General features: G+C 28.2%; 16 protein-coding genes, 4 tRNA genes and 1 pseudogene. 17 read left to right on the top strand and 4 right to left on the bottom strand.

Annotation, left to right across the window (positions count from 1 at the left end; all coding sequences use genetic code 11):
• Window positions 1-1,029, bottom strand: a 1,029-nt coding sequence (locus FPD38_RS00420; protein ID WP_187153063.1) for a cache domain-containing protein, incomplete at its 3' end; no start/stop codon positions are given.
• A gap of 185 nt (window positions 1,030-1,214) precedes the next feature.
• On the opposite strand from FPD38_RS00420, the gene FPD38_RS00415 reads away from it, so the two are divergent.
• The 4 genes from FPD38_RS00415 (at window position 1,215) to FPD38_RS00400 (ending at window position 1,594) form a co-directional block, all read left to right on the top strand.
• Window positions 1,215-1,289 (top strand) — tRNA-Gly (locus tag FPD38_RS00415).
• A gap of 9 nt (window positions 1,290-1,298) precedes the next feature.
• A tRNA-Leu gene (locus FPD38_RS00410) sits at window positions 1,299-1,387 on the top strand.
• Window positions 1,388-1,407: 20 nt separating this feature from the next.
• A tRNA-Cys gene (locus FPD38_RS00405) sits at window positions 1,408-1,481 on the top strand.
• 25 nt (window positions 1,482-1,506) lie between these two features.
• Window positions 1,507-1,594: transfer RNA gene (locus tag FPD38_RS00400), tRNA-Ser, on the top strand.
• 386 nt (window positions 1,595-1,980) lie between these two features.
• Here the strand turns inward: FPD38_RS00400 and FPD38_RS08385 are convergent.
• A pseudogene (locus FPD38_RS08385) lies at window positions 1,981-2,057 on the bottom strand (hypothetical protein); the annotation flags it as partial.
• A 141-nt stretch (window positions 2,058-2,198) separates the two neighbouring features.
• Here FPD38_RS08385 and FPD38_RS00395 point away from each other — a divergent pair.
• The gene (locus FPD38_RS00395; RefSeq protein ID WP_147554852.1) at window positions 2,199-3,551 is read left to right on the top strand and encodes a Na+/H+ antiporter NhaC family protein; all 1,353 of its coding nucleotides are present in this window, start codon (window positions 2,199-2,201) and stop codon (window positions 3,549-3,551) included.
• A 2-nt stretch (window positions 3,552-3,553) separates the two neighbouring features.
• Here the strand turns inward: FPD38_RS00395 and FPD38_RS00390 are convergent, their stop codons facing one another.
• Entirely contained in the window at window positions 3,554-4,129 is a 576-nt protein-coding gene (locus tag FPD38_RS00390; protein WP_147554851.1) for a molybdenum cofactor guanylyltransferase, read from the bottom strand.
• 41 nt (window positions 4,130-4,170) lie between these two features.
• Between FPD38_RS00390 and FPD38_RS00385 the strand changes: the two genes are divergently transcribed.
• From FPD38_RS00385 to FPD38_RS00350, 8 genes are read left to right on the top strand one after another with little or no spacing between them, the layout of a single operon-like run.
• On the top strand, window positions 4,171-5,475 hold the full coding sequence (locus tag FPD38_RS00385) for an NFACT RNA binding domain-containing protein (protein ID WP_147554850.1): 1,305 nt from the start codon (window positions 4,171-4,173) through the stop codon (window positions 5,473-5,475).
• A 2-nt stretch (window positions 5,476-5,477) separates the two neighbouring features.
• Entirely contained in the window at window positions 5,478-5,798 is a 321-nt protein-coding gene (locus tag FPD38_RS00380) for a hypothetical protein (RefSeq protein ID WP_147554849.1), read from the top strand.
• 9 nt (window positions 5,799-5,807) lie between these two features.
• The gene (locus FPD38_RS00375; RefSeq protein ID WP_147554848.1) at window positions 5,808-6,536 is read left to right on the top strand and encodes a phosphatidate cytidylyltransferase; all 729 of its coding nucleotides are present in this window, start codon (window positions 5,808-5,810) and stop codon (window positions 6,534-6,536) included.
• Entirely contained in the window at window positions 6,533-7,612 is a 1,080-nt protein-coding gene (gene dxr / locus FPD38_RS00370) for a 1-deoxy-D-xylulose-5-phosphate reductoisomerase (RefSeq protein WP_147554847.1), read from the top strand. Before FPD38_RS00375 ends, dxr begins: the two co-directional genes overlap by 4 nt.
• Window positions 7,609-8,997, top strand: coding sequence for a peptidoglycan D,L-carboxypeptidase Pgp1 (gene pgp1, locus FPD38_RS00365; RefSeq protein WP_147554846.1), 1,389 nt, complete (start codon window positions 7,609-7,611; stop codon window positions 8,995-8,997). The genes dxr and pgp1 overlap by 4 nt, the downstream gene beginning before the upstream one ends.
• Window positions 8,994-10,001 (top strand): tRNA (adenosine(37)-N6)-threonylcarbamoyltransferase complex transferase subunit TsaD, encoded by a 1,008-nt coding sequence (gene tsaD, locus FPD38_RS00360; protein WP_147554845.1) that lies wholly within the window; start codon window positions 8,994-8,996, stop codon window positions 9,999-10,001. The genes pgp1 and tsaD overlap by 4 nt, the downstream gene beginning before the upstream one ends.
• Window positions 9,998-10,564, top strand: a complete 567-nt coding sequence (locus tag FPD38_RS00355) for a type II secretion system protein (protein ID WP_147554844.1) — start codon at window positions 9,998-10,000, stop codon at window positions 10,562-10,564. The genes tsaD and FPD38_RS00355 overlap by 4 nt, the downstream gene beginning before the upstream one ends.
• Before the next feature lies 1 nt (window position 10,565).
• Window positions 10,566-12,194 carry a multidrug ABC transporter permease/ATP-binding protein gene (locus FPD38_RS00350; protein WP_147554842.1) on the top strand — a complete coding sequence of 543 codons (1,629 nt, stop codon included), beginning with the start codon at window positions 10,566-10,568 and terminating at the stop codon, window positions 12,192-12,194.
• 60 nt (window positions 12,195-12,254) lie between these two features.
• Here FPD38_RS00350 and cgb read toward each other — a convergent pair whose 3' ends face one another.
• Window positions 12,255-12,683: a single-domain globin Cgb gene (gene cgb / locus FPD38_RS00345; RefSeq protein WP_147554841.1), complete on the bottom strand. Its 429-nt coding sequence runs from the start codon at window positions 12,681-12,683 to the stop codon at window positions 12,255-12,257.
• 190 nt (window positions 12,684-12,873) lie between these two features.
• Here cgb and FPD38_RS00340 point away from each other — a divergent pair, with 190 nt between their 5' ends.
• From FPD38_RS00340 to FPD38_RS00325, 4 genes are all read left to right on the top strand, one after another.
• Complete coding sequence (locus FPD38_RS00340; protein WP_147554840.1) at window positions 12,874-13,878, top strand: extracellular solute-binding protein; 1,005 nt, start codon at window positions 12,874-12,876, stop codon at window positions 13,876-13,878.
• Window positions 13,879-13,893: 15 nt separating this feature from the next.
• Window positions 13,894-15,489, top strand: a complete 1,596-nt coding sequence (locus tag FPD38_RS00335; RefSeq protein WP_147554839.1) for an ABC transporter permease — start codon at window positions 13,894-13,896, stop codon at window positions 15,487-15,489.
• Entirely contained in the window at window positions 15,477-16,442 is a 966-nt protein-coding gene (locus FPD38_RS00330) for an ABC transporter ATP-binding protein (protein WP_147554838.1), read from the top strand. Before FPD38_RS00335 ends, FPD38_RS00330 begins: the two co-directional genes overlap by 13 nt.
• Window positions 16,443-16,517: 75 nt before the next feature.
• Window positions 16,518-18,194, top strand: coding sequence for a UvrD-helicase domain-containing protein (locus FPD38_RS00325; RefSeq protein ID WP_147554837.1), 1,677 nt, complete (start codon window positions 16,518-16,520; stop codon window positions 18,192-18,194).
• The last annotated feature ends 82 nt before the right edge of the window (window positions 18,195-18,276 follow it).

Genomic DNA, 18,276 nt, shown 5'->3' with positions numbered 1-18,276 from the left:
TACATCTATGAGTTTAGAATCTTTGGTTTTATGATTAATAAAGTCAAAGAATGAGTTAAGGCCTGATTGGATTTTTTGGAGTGGAGAGAGATTGTATTGGATTACTAGTCTGATTACGATTAGGGCTATGACTATCGCTATTAATCCTACAACAATTTGAGCAAAAAGAATTTTTTCTACTGGATTTGTATAGGCGCTGTTTTCTGTGATAGTACATACATTGTAATTTGGATTTATGGTGGCATTACACATTACTTGGTATTTAATGCCTTTTTCATCTTTAGCTTCAAACATAGAATCTCTATTATTCGGATCTAACCAAAATGCTTTGTTAGTATTTATTGTTTTAGCTATATTTGTTCCAAGTTGATCTTTTGTCAAGATTTTATCTTGACTTTGATGGAACATATTTTCACCTTCATTGTTATAAACTACAGCATATGTAGCAGAGGAGCTTCCAAAAGCTAAAACATCTTTAGAAAAAGCATTAACTGTATAATCTCCACCTACAACTCCTATAAAATTTCCATTTTTATAAACAGGTGTTGCGTATGTTAGAGTAATACTGCCATCTACTGTCGATTTGTATGGATCAGTTACAATTGTTTTTTTGTTTTGTTTTGTTAGGTTGTACCAAGTGGCACTTTGTAAATTAAAACCTTTTGATTGGTTTAAATATTGTCCATTAGATAAAAACACTCCATTTAAATCTTCAATTCCAAAAAAAGTCAATTGAAAATCAAAAGATTTTTGAAAAGAATTTAGTAGAGATAAAATTTGTTCTTTATCTTCTAAAGGAGTTCTAGCTAATTCTTCAGCTAATATTTGAACAGCTTTTCTTTTGCTTGATGCATAGTTGTTAAAAGCTAAAGTTACATCATCCATTGTTTTTAGTTGAACATCTTTAATAAGTTCAAAAGTATTGCTTTTGGTTTGAAAATAACCTAAAACACTTACTGCGCTTAAAATCATAATGATTAAAAACCCTACAATCAAGGTTAACTTTCCTGATACATTTAGTTTTGGCATTGTTTCTTGTTTCTCCTTTTACTTTAATTTTGTTTAGTATTACATTTTAGTTTATAAAAAATGTAATATTTGTTGTTTTTAAGACTCAAAGTATATTAGAATAAATATAAAAATTTAATTAATTATTTGTATGCTATATTTATATTTGATTAAGTTTAGTTTTGTATAATTTTGATTTTAAAATTGCGGGAATAGCTCAGGGGTAGAGCACAACCTTGCCAAGGTTGGGGTCGCGAGTTCGAATCTCGTTTCCCGCTCCATTATCACCCGCCCGGGTGGTGGAATTGGTAGACACAAGGGACTTAAAATCCCTCGGAATTTTTCTTCCGTGCCGGTTCAAGTCCGGCCTCGGGCACCACATTTATTGGGGTAACTCAAGGCGACATAGCCAAGCGGTAAGGCATGGGCCTGCAAAGCCTTGATCTCCGGTTCGAATCCGGATGTCGCCTCCAATCATTATATGAATTTTTATATCTTCGGGAGATGGCTGAGTGGTCGAAAGCGGCGGTCTTGAAAACCGTTGAGGGTAACACCTCCAGGGGTTCGAATCCCTTTCTCCCGGCCACTTTTATATGTTTAAAACAGCACCCTTGTTAGTATTGCTTACTATTTTTTGATACATTTTTAACCATCTTGAATTTATTTCTTTTTGCAATGGCTTAAATTCAGCTTTTTTTGATATTTCTTCATTGCTTAAATTTGTATTTATGCTAAAGTATCCGCATCTATTTCAATTTCACTTCTCTCTTACAAAAGAGTTATCAATTTATTTTTGGTAGCTTCAGAAGAAATATGATCTATATTAAATATAGCGACTCCACTAAAATATCCATCTGTAATCATGTCATATTTTAGCGAAAAGTGCTATTTATGTGTTATATTTGCTAACTGGCTTCATAAGCAATTGTGAGTATATAATGATATCTATCTAGTTGAAGGGTTTATAAAACCATCATTTAATCCACACGCTCTAAGCAAAGAGCGTTTGGTGCTTTTAAATGCCCATTTTTGATAGCATCACTTCTCATCAATAAGCCTTTTTTAAAGTAAAAAATCATTTTATGTTTTTATTTTGCAATTTTTGCTTAAATTTTTTAAACTTAAAAGAATATTTAAAAAAATTATTTAAAATGTAAAATCTTTTATTTTTATTTTTTGTAAGGAAAAGAATGCTTTTGACTAATCCTGTTTTTATGGGCGTTATTTTAATGACTCTGTTGTGTTTTTTTAGGTTTAATGTTTTGCTTAGTGTTTTGCTTAGTGGTATTTTTGTAGGTGTTTGGTCAAAATATATGCATTTAGAACATCTTGATTTTATAAGTTTTTTTACACAATTACCTCAAGCTATGATGGATTCTATGAAAATTTTGATTGATGGTATGCAAGGAAATTTACAAACTGCTTTGAGTTATATTTTACTTGGTGCAGTTGCTGCTGCTATATCAAAGACAAATCTTACAGCGTATTTGATAAAACTTGTATCGAATTTTATATCCCATAGAAAATATGTTTTAATACTTTCTTTGGCTTTAATTGCGTGTTTTTCACAAAATTTAATTCCTATACATGTAGCTTTTGTTCCTTTGCTCATACCGCCTTTATTGATGATTTTTAATAAATTAAAAATCGATCGTAGGGCTATAGCTTGTGCTTTGACTTTTGGACTTACTACTCCTTATATGGTGGTTCCTCTAGGATTTGGGCTTATCTATCAAACTCTATTAGTGGATAATTTAAATTCAAATGGTGTTTTGATTAATCTTGATCAAGTTTCTAATACAATGATGTTTGCTGTAATTTGTATGCTAGTAGGATTATTTTTGGCCGTGTTTGTGTTTTATGCAAAACCAAGAGAATATAAAGAAGAGCAAATTTCTAAAATGGATTTTGATAATTTGACTATGGGTAAAAAAGAATGGGGAGTTTTAGCTGGTCTTGGACTGACTTTACTTTTGCAAATTTTAACACACAATCTTCCATTATCAGGTCTTTTGGGTTTTGTTTTGATGGTGCTTTTAGGTGGAGTAGAATACAATAAAGTAAATTTAGTATTTGATGATGGGCTTAAAATCATGGGTTATATAGCATTTGTAATGCTTGTAGCTTCTGGATATAGTGAAGTTTTAAAGCAAAGTGGTGGTATTGATGAGCTTGTTAGAGTAAGTGTGCCTTTTATGGATCAAAGTCATTTTTTAGCTATTTTGATTATGTTGGCTATAGGACTTTTAATCACCATAGGTATAGGAAGTTCATTTGGAACTATTCCTATTATAGCTACTTTATTTTGCCCAATTTGTCTTCAGCTTGGTTTTTCTCCTGTTGCGATTATTTTTATCATAGGAGTAGCCGGAGCTTTGGGGGATGCTGGATCTCCTGCTAGTGAGACTACTTTGGGGGTGAGCGTAGGATTAAACGCAGATGGGCAAGGCGATCATATAAAAGATACTTGCATACCTACTTTTATATTTTTTAATGGCTCGTTGTTGGTTTTAGGTAGCATCATAGCTTTTTTCTTGCTTTAAATTTAGAAGTCTTTAAGACTTCTTTGCCATTTTTGATAATCATCAAAGTAATTTAAATTGATAAACTCATTTTCATTTTCAAATTCTATAAATTCAGCTTTCATTGTAGAGCAAAAAACGCCTAATTTGTGATTGTTTTCTTTTAAAAATTGCAAGGATTTTTCATAATTTTTACTATGATAAAATCCACATAAGTAATGCCTATAATTTTTTGTGCTAGCTAAAAGTATATTTTGTGAATTTAAATGATGAAATAGTGTATAAATACTTTTTTCGCTTATATTTGGGCTATCTACACTAATGATAAATATATAAGTATTTTGGAAATATTTAAATATAGAATTTAAAGCTAAAAGTGGCGAGTAAAAAGAATTATTTTCATCTAAAATCAATGGAAATTTTTGATGAAATTTATTGTCTTTAGAACTAATAAAAACTTGAGTAAAAATTTGTGAAAATTTTTCATATTGATAAAGCGTTAAATTTTTTCCATTCACTTCTAACAAGCTTTTATCTTGCCCCATACGAGAAGATTTTCCACCACATAAAATCACACACGGATAAGGAATTTTTTCCATAAAACCTCACAAATTGGTTAAAATATTTTATAATACTTTGTATGAAATATACAGATTTAATACAAATAAAAGATTATTTTTTATCCTTTAAAAGACTAAATTATCTAAAAAGACTTGATGATAATATTTTAGAATTAAGTTTAGATCATCAAAGTTTTATCATGGATTTAACTAGAGCCAATAGTGCAATTTATAAAGATAAAATCCAAGCTAAAAATTATAATGCGCCATTTGATTTTATGCTTAAAAAATATTTTTCTAATGCAAAAATTTTGGATATAAAAGTTTTAGAAAATAATAGAATTTTGTGTTTTGATGTTTTATCTGAAAAATCATATAAAAGTTATGATATAAGAATTTACTTTGAATTTACAGGTAAAAATACTAATGCAATCATAACAGATATGAAAGATTTTATCATAGAAGCTCTAAGACATATAGATAAAAGCTATCGAGTGGTAAAAATAGGAGAAAAACTAGAAGCTTTAAAAGCTTTTGATATAAAAGAAGAATTTGTAAAAATTGATGATTTTGATGCATATTTTTTACAAAAATCTAAAGAAATTCAGCAAAAAAGATTGCAAAATATAAAAGAAAATAAGATTTTAAATATAGATAAAAAAATTAAAACTTTAGAGCAAAATATCAATGATTTAGAAAAAGAAGAAATCTTAATAGAAAATGCAAATTTATTGAGCAAAAAAGCAGATATTTTATTTGCAAATTTAAATTCTTTGCAAAATTTTCAAAGAAATTTTACTTTGCAAGATTTTGAAGGTAATGAGCTTAGTTTCAATTTGGAAAATACTCCTAAAATCAGTGCTAATGAATTTTATAAAATGGCAAAAAAACTTAAGCAAAAGGCTAAAAATATCAACATCGAACGAGAAATTTTGACTGAAAAATTAGATTTTTTGATTAATCTTAAAGCGATGATTGTGAAAAGTTTTTCTTTGTATGAGCTTGAAATTTTAATGCCTAAAAAAACTAAAGCAGTGAAAAAAGAAGAAATAAATGTAGGGGTGAGTAGTTTTTACATAGATGGGTTTAAAATCAGCGTAGGATGCAATGAAAAAGCCAATGAATATTTGTTAAAAATAGCAAAAAAAGATGATTTGTGGTTTCATGTGAAAGATTATCCAAGCGCTCATGTTATCATCACTTCAAATAAATTAAAAATAAGTCAAATGGTGTTAGAATTTGCAGCAAAAATTTGCGTGGAATTTTCAAAGTTAAGTTCTGGGACTTATTTGGTCGATTATACTAGTAAGAAATTTGTTAAAATAAAAGAAAAGGCTTTTGTAAATTATACAAATTACAAGACTTTAAGCATTTTAAAGGAGTAAATATGCCTATAAGTCCAATAGGCGGCATACATTTTGCCAATCAAAATGCACCAGTGCATTCAGCGCAAGCAAGCAATGATCTTGCAAAGGATTCTTTTGCTACTTTAGTAAATATGAGCGAATTTCAAGCTAAAGAAAAAACCATAGAAAAGCTTGAAAAAGTTAATCAATCTCATGGGCTAAGCGATGAAGTAAAAGAAAGACAAGAGGAAGAAAAAAAACATTCTTCTAAAAAAAACATGCAAGCTCAAGAAGAAGATGATGAGCAAGAACAAGAAGAAGAGATTAAAAAAAGCTCTCATTTGCTTGATTTGAGTATTTAAAGGAAAAAAATGTTTTCGAAAACGAGAATTGCAAGTGCGATTATTATGATAATTGCTGTTTTGGTTATAGCTTTGTTGGATAATTTTTTTATTAATTTTATACTTTTTGGAATTTTACTTTTTTTAGCTTTTAATGAAGCCAAAGCCATGTTTAAAACCAAATACGCAAATACTTTTTTAGCCTTAGGTATTTTTATTATTGCTGTGATTTTAGATAAGCCTTTTTATGTAGGATTAGCAGGTGTGATTTTGATTTTAGGATATTTAGTTTATAAAAAAAGTGATAGTTTAAACGAATTAATGCCATATATTTATCCAACCTTGCCTATTTTAATGCTATATCAAGTTTTAAGCTATGAAGGTATGTTTGTATTATTTTGGCTTATAGCTATAGTAGTTGCTTGTGATAGCGGGGCGTATTTTATAGGAAAATTGGTAGGCGAAAGAGCGTTTTCACCTACAAGTCCTAATAAAACTTTAGAAGGTGTTGTTGGAGGTATTGTATGTGCTGGAATTTTAGGAACTATAATAGGTACTTTTGAATTTAGTGTTGTAAAGAGTATTTATATTTCTTTAGTGGTTGCAATTTTTGCTGTAATTGGGGATTTGTTTGAGAGTTATTTTAAAAGACAAGCAGGAATTAAAGATAGCGGAAATCTCATACCAGGCCATGGTGGAATTTTAGATAGAATTGATGCGATAATCATAGCAGCATTTGCAATGGCAGCATTGGTATGATTGTACTTGGAAGCACGGGAAGTATTGGTGTAAATACTCTTTATATAGCTCATAAAAATAATATTACCATAGAGGCTTTATCTTGTGGAAAAAATATAAAGCTTTTAAATGAGCAAATTGCCAAATTTAATCCCAAATTTGTTTGCATACAAGATTTTAAAGATAAAAAATTAGTCAATCATAATAAAATTTTTGTTGCTCAAGAGGGCTTAAAAGAGATGATTAGTCAGTGCAAAAGCTCTTTGGTGGTGAATGCTATTGTGGGTTTTGCAGGTTTAAATTCTAGTTTAATGGCGCAAAAACTTGGAAAAAATTTAGCTTTAGCAAATAAAGAAAGCTTAGTAGTAGCAGGAAAATTTTTTGATACTTCTAAAATTATGCCAATTGATAGTGAGCATGCAGCATTAAAATGTCTAGTTGAAAAAAGAAAAAACATTAAGAAACTTTTTATTACCGCAAGCGGTGGAGCTTTTTATAAATATAAAGTTAAAGATTTAAAAAATGTAAGTGTAAAACAAGCTTTAAAACATCCTAATTGGTCTATGGGTGCTAAGATAACTATAGATAGTGCTAGTATGTGTAATAAGCTTTTTGAAATCATAGAAGCTTATCATTTATATGGTTTTACGAATATTGATGCTTTGATAGAAAAAAAATCTTTAGTACATGCTTTGTGTGAATTTGAAGATGGTGGTATTAGTGCGTATTTTTCTCATGCTAATATGCGTTTATCTATAGCACAAGCTATTTTGCAAAACCATAATAAAGCTTATATACAAACGCTTGATTTAACAAAAATACAAAATTTAAAATTTGAAAAGATTAGTTTAAAAAAATATCCCATATTTGCATTAAAAGATGAGCTTTTAAAAAATCCTGATTTAGGTGTGATTATTAATAGTGCAAATGAATATATGGTATATAAATTTTTGGAAGAAAAGGTTGGATTTTTAGATATAGCAAAAGGAATTTTTGAAGCACTTGAGCATTTTGGGGTGCCAAAAATCAATGGTATAGAAGATGTTTTTGAGTATAATACTCAAGTTAAAATATATTTAGATAGGAGGATGAGATGAGGTTTTTAATATGCTTGAGCATATTTATAAATTTAGTATTTTCTTTGACTTTTAGCGTTAAAGAAAATGGTGTTAGCTTAGATGATAATAATACAGTTTTAATTCTTGGAGGCATACAAGGAGATGAACCAGGTGGTTTTCATGCTGCAAGCTTGCTGTTGAGTGATTATAATATTACTAAAGGTAAAATTATTGTAGCACCAAATTTAGCCTTTGAAAGTATTATTGCTAGAAATAGGGGTAATTTTGGAGATTTAAATAGAAAATTTGCAAAAATTGATAAAAATGATCCTGACTATCATACCATAGAGCGTATAAAAGAACTCATCTTAACTCCTGAAATAAATATGGTGATTAATCTACACGATGGTAGTGGATTTTATAGACCAAAATATGAAAATAAAGATAAAAATCCAAATAGATGGGGCAATACTAGTATTATTGATCAAAGCGAGGTTAATTCAACCAAATACGCTGATTTAGAAAACATTGCTAAAGAAGCAGTGGAAAATATTAATAAAGCTTTGGTAACTCAAGAACATCAATATCATTTAAAAAATACCAAAACCCAAGAAAAAAATGATAAAGATATGCTTAAAGCTTTAACTTATTTTGTTGTATCTAATCACAAAGCAGCTTTTGCTAACGAAGCAAGTAAAAATTTACCTACTCATTTAAGAGTGTATTATCATCTTTTAGCAATAGAGTATTATTTAAAAAAAGCAAATATAGAATTTACTAGAACTTTTGAATTAACCCCAGATGGTGTTTATAAAGCCATAGAAAAACCTTTGGAAGTGAGATTGTTTAATGATAAAATTTTAATTTATTTAGATTACCCAAATCCAACTATAAAATTTCTTCCTTTTCCTGTAAATCAAACTTTAAACTATGAAGCAAGCAATGAAATCACAGCTGTAATTTCAGGAAAAAATTCATATTCGATTAATTATGGAAATCGTTTGCAAACTAGAATTTATCCTGAGTATTTTGAATTTTCAAATGCTTTAGATAGTGTAGAATTAATAGTGGATGGTCAAAATATACAAACTCCATTTGCAAAAAAAATTATAGTTAAACAAAATTTCAAAATCCCTGCTATTTCTGGTGTGAGAGTAAATGTTATAGGGTTTGATAGGGGTAAAGATGAAAGTGAGATATTAATTTCTAAAAATCAAATGCAAAGTAGATATTCTTTAGATAAAAAAAGAAAAATTTATAGAGTAGAATTTTATGAACTGAAAAATGCAAATTTGAACGAGCAAATTTTAACCAAAAACACTCATACAAAAGAAATCAAAAATGTAGATATTTCAAATAATCTCATAGAAAAAGCAGAGCAAAAAGATAAATTTCTTGGTATGATTTTAGTGGAATTTGAATGAAAAATCTTATTTTAGCTATAGAAAGTTCTTGTGATGATAGTTCTATTGCTATTATAGATAAAAACACTTATGAATGCATTTTTTATAAAAAAATATCTCAAGAAAATGAGCACAATCAATATGGCGGAGTGGTGCCTGAGCTTGCTGCAAGACTACACACTCAAGCTTTACCACAAATTTTAGATCAATGTAAAAAATATTTTGATAAATTATGTGCCATAGCTGTTACTAATGAACCTGGGCTTAGTGTGAGTTTGGTTGGTGGTGTGGCTATGGCTAAGATGCTTGCTATTAGTTTAAAATTACCATTGATTGCGATAAATCATTTAAAAGGTCATATTTATTCTTTGTTTTTAGATCAAAGTGTTAAATTAGATATGGGAGTTTTGCTTGTAAGTGGCGGTCATACTATGGTGCTTTTTATTGACAATAAAGGTAAAATTAGTGAGCTTATAAGAACTAGTGATGATAGTTTTGGTGAAAGTTTTGATAAAGTAGCTAAAATGATGAATTTGGGATACCCTGGAGGGGCTATCATAGAAAATTTGGCTAAACAAGCAAAAGATAACTCTTTAGAATTTAGCATACCTTTGTTTCATTCTAAGGAGTTAAGCTATAGTTTTTCAGGGCTTAAAAATCAAGTTAGATTAGAAATTTTAAAACAAGAACTTTCCAAAGAAAGACAATACGAGATTGCTAGTGCATTTCAAAAAACAGCTATAGCGCATATTATGGATAAATTATCAAAACTTTTTAAAGAATATAAATTTAAACGCTTTGGTGTAGTAGGTGGTGCTAGTGCTAATTTAAGTTTAAGAGAGCAAATTGAAAATTTATGTAAAATTTATGAAAGTGAGCTTTTGTTAGCTCCACTTGAGTATTGTTCGGACAATGCTTTAATGATAGCAAGAGCAGCTTGTGAAGCTTATGAAAGACATGAATTTGTTGATATTTGTGATGATCTTATCAATCCAAAAGTACAAAATCTACAAGGTGTGCTATGAAAAAATCATTTACTATTATGGAGTTGGTTTTTGTGGTGATTATACTAGGAGTTTTGGCAGCCATTGCTTTACCAAAACTTGGTGCTAGCAAAGATGAAGCAAGTGCTACTCAAGCGCTAAGTAATCTTAAAATATTTATCAATGATGTGAGTAATTATGTCTTAAAAAATGAAGCACTTTCGAGCATTACTCTAATGAGTAATGTGGCAAATATCAAAAATGAAGATTTGTCTTCTTTGCAAAATTCTAGCAAGGAGCTTTATTTTGGTGTTGGTAATGATGAAGAATGTTTTAAAGTGGTTTTTGTTGATCAAGAAAGTATTTTGCTTTTGGGAGTTAGTACGCAAACAAATAGTAATTTTCAAAATATAGCAAATTTAAAAAATGAACTTTTAAAAAATCCTACAGATTCTAATGTAAAAAATCAACTTGAAAGCGCCTTAAAAGAACTAGCAAATATGGATTTTAAAAGCAATTCTAAATCAAAATCTTGTCAAAATTTAATCCATTCTAAATCATTTAAAGATTTGGCAAGTAGAATATATGTGTTAGGTGGTAATTAACTTGAATTTTATTTTAACTTTATTTAAAGAAAGCAAAATCAAAATTTGTCTTTTTTTGTTTTTTAGTATATTAACGAGTCTAATAGGTGTTTTTACTTTAGTATTTATCAATGAATTTTTACTAAAATCAAAACTTGAAAATCCTTATATTGTTATATATTTCGTATTGCTGTTGTGCTTGTTTTTTGCGAGTTCTTCTTTTGTAGAAATTACACTTAGTTCTTTTGGACAAAATTTTATTTTTAAAATGCAAAAAAGAGTTGTAAAACAAATTTTAGATACTAATATTTTAAGTATATTAAATACAACAAAAGCAAGAATACTTGCATCTTTAAATAATGATGTAAGAAGTATTTCTTTTGGACTTTTGCGTTTTCCTGAATTTGTGCAATCTAGTATTTTAATTTTTTGCACAAGTGCTTATATAGCATATCTTTCTTTTGGGCTTTTCATTTTGTGCTTGGTATGGATAGTTTGTGTATTTATTATCAATCATTTTTTAATGAGTAAGGTTTATTTGTACTTTAAAAGAGCAAGAGATAATGATGATGCTTTGCAAAAAAATTATCAAAATATACTTCAAGGACACAACGAGCTTACTTTAAATCCTTTAAGAGCAAAACAATACTATGAAAATGAATTTCAAACTAATGCTTTAAAAAAGAAAAAAAGTTCAACTATAGGCAATACATTGCACATTTTATCAAATAATTGGAGTAATAGTGCAATGCTTGCTTTAGTTGGAGTGGAATTTTATATGGCTTTGGCATATGATCTTACTAGTATTGAAAATGCTACAACTATTGCTTTAAGTGTGTTATTTTTAAGAACACCATTAGTATCGATGATAGGAAGCTTTCCAACCTTGCTTATGGCAAAAATAGCTTTAGATAAAATTTTAAATTTAAATTTACAAGAGTATAAATCAGATTTTAAATTTATAGAAAATAAAATACACTGGAATAAAATAATCTTAAAAGATATTTCTTTTGCATATAATGAAAAATTTACACTCTGGCCTGTAAATTTTGAGTTAAAAAAAGGAGAATGTGTTTTTTTAATCGGTAAAAATGGCAGTGGAAAATCAACTTTTTCTATGATTTTAGCTGGGCTTTTTGCAGATTTTAAAGGAAAAATTTTTCTTGATGATGAGCAAATAACATCGGAAAATATTTATAAGTATAGAGCATTAATTAGTGCGATATTTAGCGACTTTCATTTATTTACACAAATTTTAAAGGATGAGAAATTTTCACAAGATGATTTAGACTATTGGCTTAAAATTTTAGAGCTTGATAGTAAGATTGAAATTGTAGAAGAAAAATTTAGTACCACAAAGCTTTCTGCTGGACAAAAAAAGCGTCTTGCCATGCTTAATGCTTTGCTTGAGAAAAAAGACATTTTAATACTTGATGAGTGGGCAGCCGATCAAGATCCTATGTTCAGAAAATTTTTCTACACTAAGCTTTTGCCGCTTTTAAAACAAAAAGGTATTACTATATTTGCCATTACTCATGATGATATTTATTTTGATATAGCCGATAGAATTTTACTCGCGCAAAATGGACAAATTCAAGAGTTAAAAGGAGATATAAAAACTATTGCTAAAGAAGTGGTTGAAAAATTTTAAAAATAAAATAGTTTTAACCAAAAAGATGTTTAAAAGAGGCTTTGGTTTCAAAGCCTAGAATTATTTATTTTTAGCATAAATTTCTTTTTCTATGTCAATATAAAATTTAGCAATGACTTTATAAGCTTCTTCCCAAGCTTTAAGAGTAGCTTCATCTGCATTTAATACTACTTTAATAGCTTTTAAAAGACAAGCACCTACTATAGGATAGTGTTCTTCTTTGACATTTAAATTGGTATGAGTAATTGCAACTTTATCTACAAAAGCTCTCATATTTTCTAAATTTTCTACATTTTTTGCAGCTGTTAAAATAGCCATTGCTAAGGCTTTTGGTTGTTCACCTGAAGCTTGTTTTTCCATATTAAACATAGGTTTTACTTGAGGATATTCTTCGAACATGATTTTATAAAATTCTTTTGTTAAATCTTCTCCATTTTTTTGCAAAATAGGCACACAATCTTTGATGATTTGAATTTGTTCTTGAGTCATTTTTAATCCTTTTATTTTGAAATATGTCTGAAAAATTGTATAAAAATAAGAGTTAAAATATCTTGATTAATGTTAATTTTATAAAATTACACACAAAAATGATTATGCGTGTTAATTTAAGTAAATATAAAGACAAAATAAATACAATAATTCTTATCAATTTCAAAAAATTACAAAGGAAAATTTCATAATGAAAGCAAAAATAGTTTTATTATCCTTGTTGGCTGCTGTGAGTTTAAGTGCTCAAGAACTTACGATTTATTCTCATCGTCACTATGATTCTGATAAAGGTATTTTTAAACTTTTTAAAGAAAAAACTGGTATTAGTGTCAATGTAGTACAAGCAAAAGCTAATGAACTTGCAAAAAGATTAGAGGTTGAGGGTAAAAATTCAAAAGCGGATTTGTTTATGACTGCAGATGCTGGAAATTTAGAGCAGGTGCGCACAAATAATCTTTTTATTTCTGTTAGTTCTCCTACTTTGGAAAAACTTTCTCCAAAAGAGCTAAGAGGTAAAAACAATGAATGGTATGCTTTTACTACAAGAGCTAGAGTTATCATTGCATCAAAAGATAGGATTAAAGATGGAGAAATTAAAACTTATGAAGATTTGGCAAATCCAAAATTTAAAGGTAGAGTTTTAGTAAGAAGCTCAAATAATGTCTATAATATTTCCTTGCTAAGTGCTATGATAGATACTTTAGGAGAAGAAAAAGCAAAAGCATGGGCTAAAGGTGTAGCGGAAAATCTTGCTAGAATTCCAAAAGGTGGAGATCGCGATCAAATCCGTGCAATCTATGCAAAAGAAGGTGATGTCGCTTTGTCTAATAGTTATTATCTTGGACATTTAGCAAACTCTAAAAATCCAAAGGATATCGAAGCAGCTAATTCAGTAAAAGTGATTTTTCCAAACCAAGAAGGTAGGGGAACTCATATAAATGTAAGTGGTATAGGTGTTTTAAAAACTTCTAAAAATCAAGAGGCTGCGATTAAATTTATAGAGTTTATGCTTTCAAAAGAAGCACAAGAGATTTTAACAAATCAAAATTATGAGTATCCAGTAAATAAAGAAGTAAAACCTGCTAAAATTTTGCAATCTTGGGGCGAATTTAAAATAGAAAAACCAAATTTTGAAGCTTATTGGGGTAATGCCAAAGAGGCTTTAGAAATATTTGATGAAGTTCAATGGAAATAAAGGAAAATTAAAAATTTGAAATTTTTAAGTTTAAGGTGGTCTTTAGCCACCTTTTTTTTCTGTGTAATTATAATATTACCTATAATCGCTATCATCTTTCATATCCCTTTTATAGATCTTGATACTTTAAAACATCTAAGCAAAAATGTTTTACCTCGTTATATTTATGGCAGTGCTTTGATTTTATTTGGTACTTTGGCACTTTGTTTGATACTTGGGTTAATTAGTGCGTATTTGATATCGTTTTATAAATTTTTTGGTTCTAAATTTTTTGAATGGTTTTTGATATTACCTTTGGCTATCCCTTCTTATGTAATGGGTTTTGTGTGGATTGACTTGTTTGAATTTGAAGGCATTATACCAAGTATACTAGGAGTAAATAAGCGTATAGATATTATGAATACATATGGAGTGGTAGTGATTTTATCATTTGCTCTTTATCCTTATGTGTATTTTTTTGCTAAGAACACCTTTTCTTATGGACTTGGAAATATCATTTTAAGTGCAAAAACCCTTAAAGCTTCAAATTTAAAGACATTCTTTAAAGTTATTTTGCCTTTTTGTAGAGTAGGTATAGTCGGCGCTTTATTTTTAGTAGCTATGGAAACTTTGAGTGATTATGGTTTGGTAGCGTATTTTGGAGTAGATACTTTTAGCGCTGGAATTTTTAGGACTTGGGGAAGTGGTGGCGATGAAATTAGTGCTGTGGCTTTAAGCGTTGGATTGCTTGTTTTTATAGCTTTGTTGATGTTGTTAGAAAAAATTCAAAGAGGAAGAAAAACTTTTACCCAAAATGTCTTTATAGCCACTCCAAAAGATGAGCTTAAAGGTTTTAAATCATTTTTAGCTTTTTTATGGTGTTTTGTATTGGGATTTTTAGCTTTTGTTGTGCCTATAGTTTGGCTAATTTATTGGGCTAAATTTGATTTTATACAAAATTTTTACAATACCCTTACTCCTGCTTTTTACAGCTTAAGCGTATCATTGGTGAGTTCATTTTGCATAGTTTTTGTAGCTTTTTATTTGTGCTTTGTTACAAGATTAAATGATAATAAAATTTCAAAATTTGTTCTTTGGGTTACTACTCTTGGATATTCTTTACCTGGAGCTGTTGTGGCTGTTGGAATTTTAGTGATACTTGGTGGTTTAAATTCGTTTTTTGATTTTTTATCTTTTAAGTATGCAGTTGGTGGGGGATTTTTGGTTTTATTTTTTGGATATTTTGTGAGATTTTTAGCTTCTGGTATATTTGCTACTCAATCAGGATATGAAAGAATTTCTAAAAACATAGACTATGCTAATTTAACATTAAAAAGTAGTCCATTTAGAATTTTTACTCAAATTCATTTTCCTTTAATGAAGCACTATTTGGCTTTGGCTGTGGTGATAATTTGTGTAGATATTTTAAAAGAACTTCCTATTTCAACCATACTTTCACCATCAGGTTTTCAAACCTTATCTTCTTTGGTCTTTGCATATAGTGAAACAGAATTAATCTACAATGTTTCTTTACCTTCTTTGGTGATTGTTATATTTGGAATCATTCCTACTTTTTTGATGCATTATTTACAAGATAAAAATAACCAAAAGGAAAATTCGTGCAAGTGTTAAAAATAGAAAATTTACACAAATCATTTTCAAACACAAGTGTGTTAAAAGGTATTTCTCTTAGTTTGCAAGAAGGTGAGATTTTAAGCATTTTGGGCGAGAGTGGCTGTGGAAAAAGTTCTTTGCTTGGATGTATAGCTGGATTTTTTGAAATTAATGAAGGAGAAATTTATATAAAAGATAAGCTAGTTGCTTCAAAAAATTTATATTTACCTCCTCAACAAAGAGATGTTGGGGTTTTATTTCAAGATTATGCTTTATTCCCTCATTTAAATGTAAAAGAAAATATTTGTTTTGGAATTTCACATTTAAATAAAAATGAACAAAATAAAATACTAGATGAACTTTTGGAAATTTTAAATTTAAATGAGCTTTTGTGTCGCTATCCTAATGAGCTAAGTGGTGGACAAGCTCAAAGAGTAGCTTTAGCAAGGACTATAGTTGCAAGGCCAAAACTAGTACTTTTTGATGAGCCTTTTTCAAATTTAAATCATACTTTAAGTGTAAAAATGCGTAAAGAAATCAAAAATATTTTAAAAACTCACAAGCTTAGTGCGATTTTTGTAACACACGATAAAGAAGATGCTTTTTATTTATCTGATAATATAGCCCTGATTAAGGATGGGAAAATTTTAGATTATAATGATGCTTACAATTTGTATTATTTTCCTAAAAATATCGAAAGTGCAAGATTTTTAGGAGAAGCTTTTTATATTGATAAGGCTAAAATTAGTGATTTTGCTTTTAAAGAGTATTTGAAGAAAAAAAATGGAATTTTGCGTCCAAATGATCTTAAAATTTCTAAAAATCAAACTTCATTGCAAGCTTTGGTTTTAGAGTGTAATTTTTATGGTGAATTTTATGAAATTGCACTCGATTTAAAAGGAAATAAATTTAGTATCTATCATAATGAAAAAATTACTATAGGAGAAAAAATTTATCTTGAGTTATTTTAAACAAAATTTTTACAACCGATTGTGTAAAAGATTAAAAAGATGCTTATTATTGGGAATAAACATTAAAGGTCTAGAATGCAAATAGTAGCAAATTTAAAATATATATCAACAGATGGTGAAAAATTTTTAATCAATTTTTTAGTTGAAAATTTATCAGATGATTTTGAAATTTATATTCAACCTAATTTAAATGGTAATAGACCAGATATTATTCTTTGTCATAAAAATAAAGGTATATTTATTATTGAAATCAAAGATTGGAAAATAGAAAGATATGAAAAAGATGAAGAAAAAGATAAATACTATAAATATTTTAAAGACAAAAAGATCGAGATAGCTAATCCAAATTCTCAATTAAAAAGATACAAAGAGCAATTTAATATTTTTAAACAAACCCCTGTTGTTTGTATTCATTATTTCCATCATTCCATTACACAAGATGTGGTTAATTTTTTAGGTGAAGATGGGATTAAAATTTTTGGTTTTGATAAGAAAAATGACTTAGTTGCTTTTGTATCAAATTATCCAAATATCATGTTAAAACATTACAAGCAAATAAAAAATTTTATATCGCCAGAGAAACATAAAAAAGAATTAGGAGAAAAAATATATTTAACACAACAGCAAAAAAGACTTATAGAGCATACACCAAATTCATGGAGAAGGGTAAAAGGTAGTGCTGGAAGTGGAAAAACTCTTGTTGTGGCGCAAAAGGCAGTAAATATAGCAAATGCTGATAAAAAAGTGTTAATTGTTTGTTTTAATAAAACACTGAAAAGATATATAAAAGATCAACTTAATAATACATTTAAAGATTTTGATTGGAATCTTATAGAATATAATCATTTTCATGGTTTTGCGAAATTATTTGTAGAAGAAAATGGACTAGAAGTAAAATCTAATGGAAGCTTTGAAGAATATGAGAAAAATTTAATTGAATTAGTGCTAAAACTGCAAAATGATTGTCAAAATGTTAAAAATAGAAAATATGACGCTATCTTAATCGATGAGGCTCAGGACTTTAAAAAAGAATGGTTTGATATTTTGCTTTATTTTTTAAGCGAAAACAATGAAATTTTGTTGGTAGCAGACGATAAACAAAATTTATACAATCGAGATGTTTCTTGGATTAAAGAGAGTATGGGTGGATATGGATATCAATTTAAAGGTATATGGGGTATTTTAAAAGAATCAAAAAGATCTTGGCGTTTGCCGAATTTAATTCAAAAAACAAATAATTTCTTCGAGTTGTTTTTAAAAAAATATTTAATAGAGCATCCTGATAAAAATTTTGGTGATTTTTTAAGTTTACAAACTACTATCAATGAGAATATATTAGATTTTCAACCATTAATTTGGGAGAATATAAATAAAGATAATTTATATATAAAAATTTTATATTATTGCAAGAGTTTTATAAATGAAAAATATAAACCCAAAGATATAACTATTTTAGTGTTAAATAAAAATATAGGCAATGATGTAAAATTTTTTTTAAGCAATAAAGGTATCAATACGAAAGATATGTTTAGTAGCAAAGAAGATTTTTCATTAGATAATGATGAAATAACAATATCTACTATAAATAGTTTTAAAGGTATGGAAAATAAAATCATTATTTTTGTAAGCGAAGATATAAATAACATACAAAATGATTTCAAAACATATGTTGCATTAACAAGAGCTAAAGAAGCTTTGGTGGTTTTGAATAAAAATAAAAAATATTTAGAATATTCTAAAGAGTGGATATAAAGTATAGAAATGTGATTTTTACGAATTAAAATTATTAAGCCACTGAAATTTAATCAAATAAAATTTGCTAAAGAATATAAAA

The organism is Campylobacter volucris (assembly GCF_008011665.1).
Taxonomy (GTDB): Bacteria; Campylobacterota; Campylobacteria; order Campylobacterales; family Campylobacteraceae; genus Campylobacter_D; species Campylobacter_D volucris_A.
Note: the sequence above shows the minus strand (reverse complement) of the source record. Positions and strands in the feature narration are given on the sequence as shown.

What these genes read in the sequence shown, in the direction of transcription:
- FPD38_RS00395 (WP_147554852.1), top strand. Translation starts at nt 2,199, where the DNA reads ATGCTTTTGACTAATCCTGTTTTTATGGGCGTTATTTTAATGACTCTG.
- FPD38_RS00390 (WP_147554851.1), bottom strand. Translation starts at nt 4,129, where the DNA reads ATGGAAAAAATTCCTTATCCGTGTGTGATTTTATGTGGTGGAAAATCT.
- FPD38_RS00385 (WP_147554850.1), top strand. Translation starts at nt 4,171, where the DNA reads ATGAAATATACAGATTTAATACAAATAAAAGATTATTTTTTATCCTTT.
- FPD38_RS00380 (WP_147554849.1), top strand. Translation starts at nt 5,478, where the DNA reads ATGCCTATAAGTCCAATAGGCGGCATACATTTTGCCAATCAAAATGCA.
- FPD38_RS00375 (WP_147554848.1), top strand. Translation starts at nt 5,808, where the DNA reads ATGTTTTCGAAAACGAGAATTGCAAGTGCGATTATTATGATAATTGCT.
- dxr (WP_147554847.1), top strand. Translation starts at nt 6,533, where the DNA reads ATGATTGTACTTGGAAGCACGGGAAGTATTGGTGTAAATACTCTTTAT.
- pgp1 (WP_147554846.1), top strand. Translation starts at nt 7,609, where the DNA reads ATGAGGTTTTTAATATGCTTGAGCATATTTATAAATTTAGTATTTTCT.
- tsaD (WP_147554845.1), top strand. Translation starts at nt 8,994, where the DNA reads ATGAAAAATCTTATTTTAGCTATAGAAAGTTCTTGTGATGATAGTTCT.
- FPD38_RS00355 (WP_147554844.1), top strand. Translation starts at nt 9,998, where the DNA reads ATGAAAAAATCATTTACTATTATGGAGTTGGTTTTTGTGGTGATTATA.
- cgb (WP_147554841.1), bottom strand. Translation starts at nt 12,683, where the DNA reads ATGACTCAAGAACAAATTCAAATCATCAAAGATTGTGTGCCTATTTTG.
- FPD38_RS00340 (WP_147554840.1), top strand. Translation starts at nt 12,874, where the DNA reads ATGAAAGCAAAAATAGTTTTATTATCCTTGTTGGCTGCTGTGAGTTTA.
- FPD38_RS00325 (WP_147554837.1), top strand. Translation starts at nt 16,518, where the DNA reads ATGCAAATAGTAGCAAATTTAAAATATATATCAACAGATGGTGAAAAA.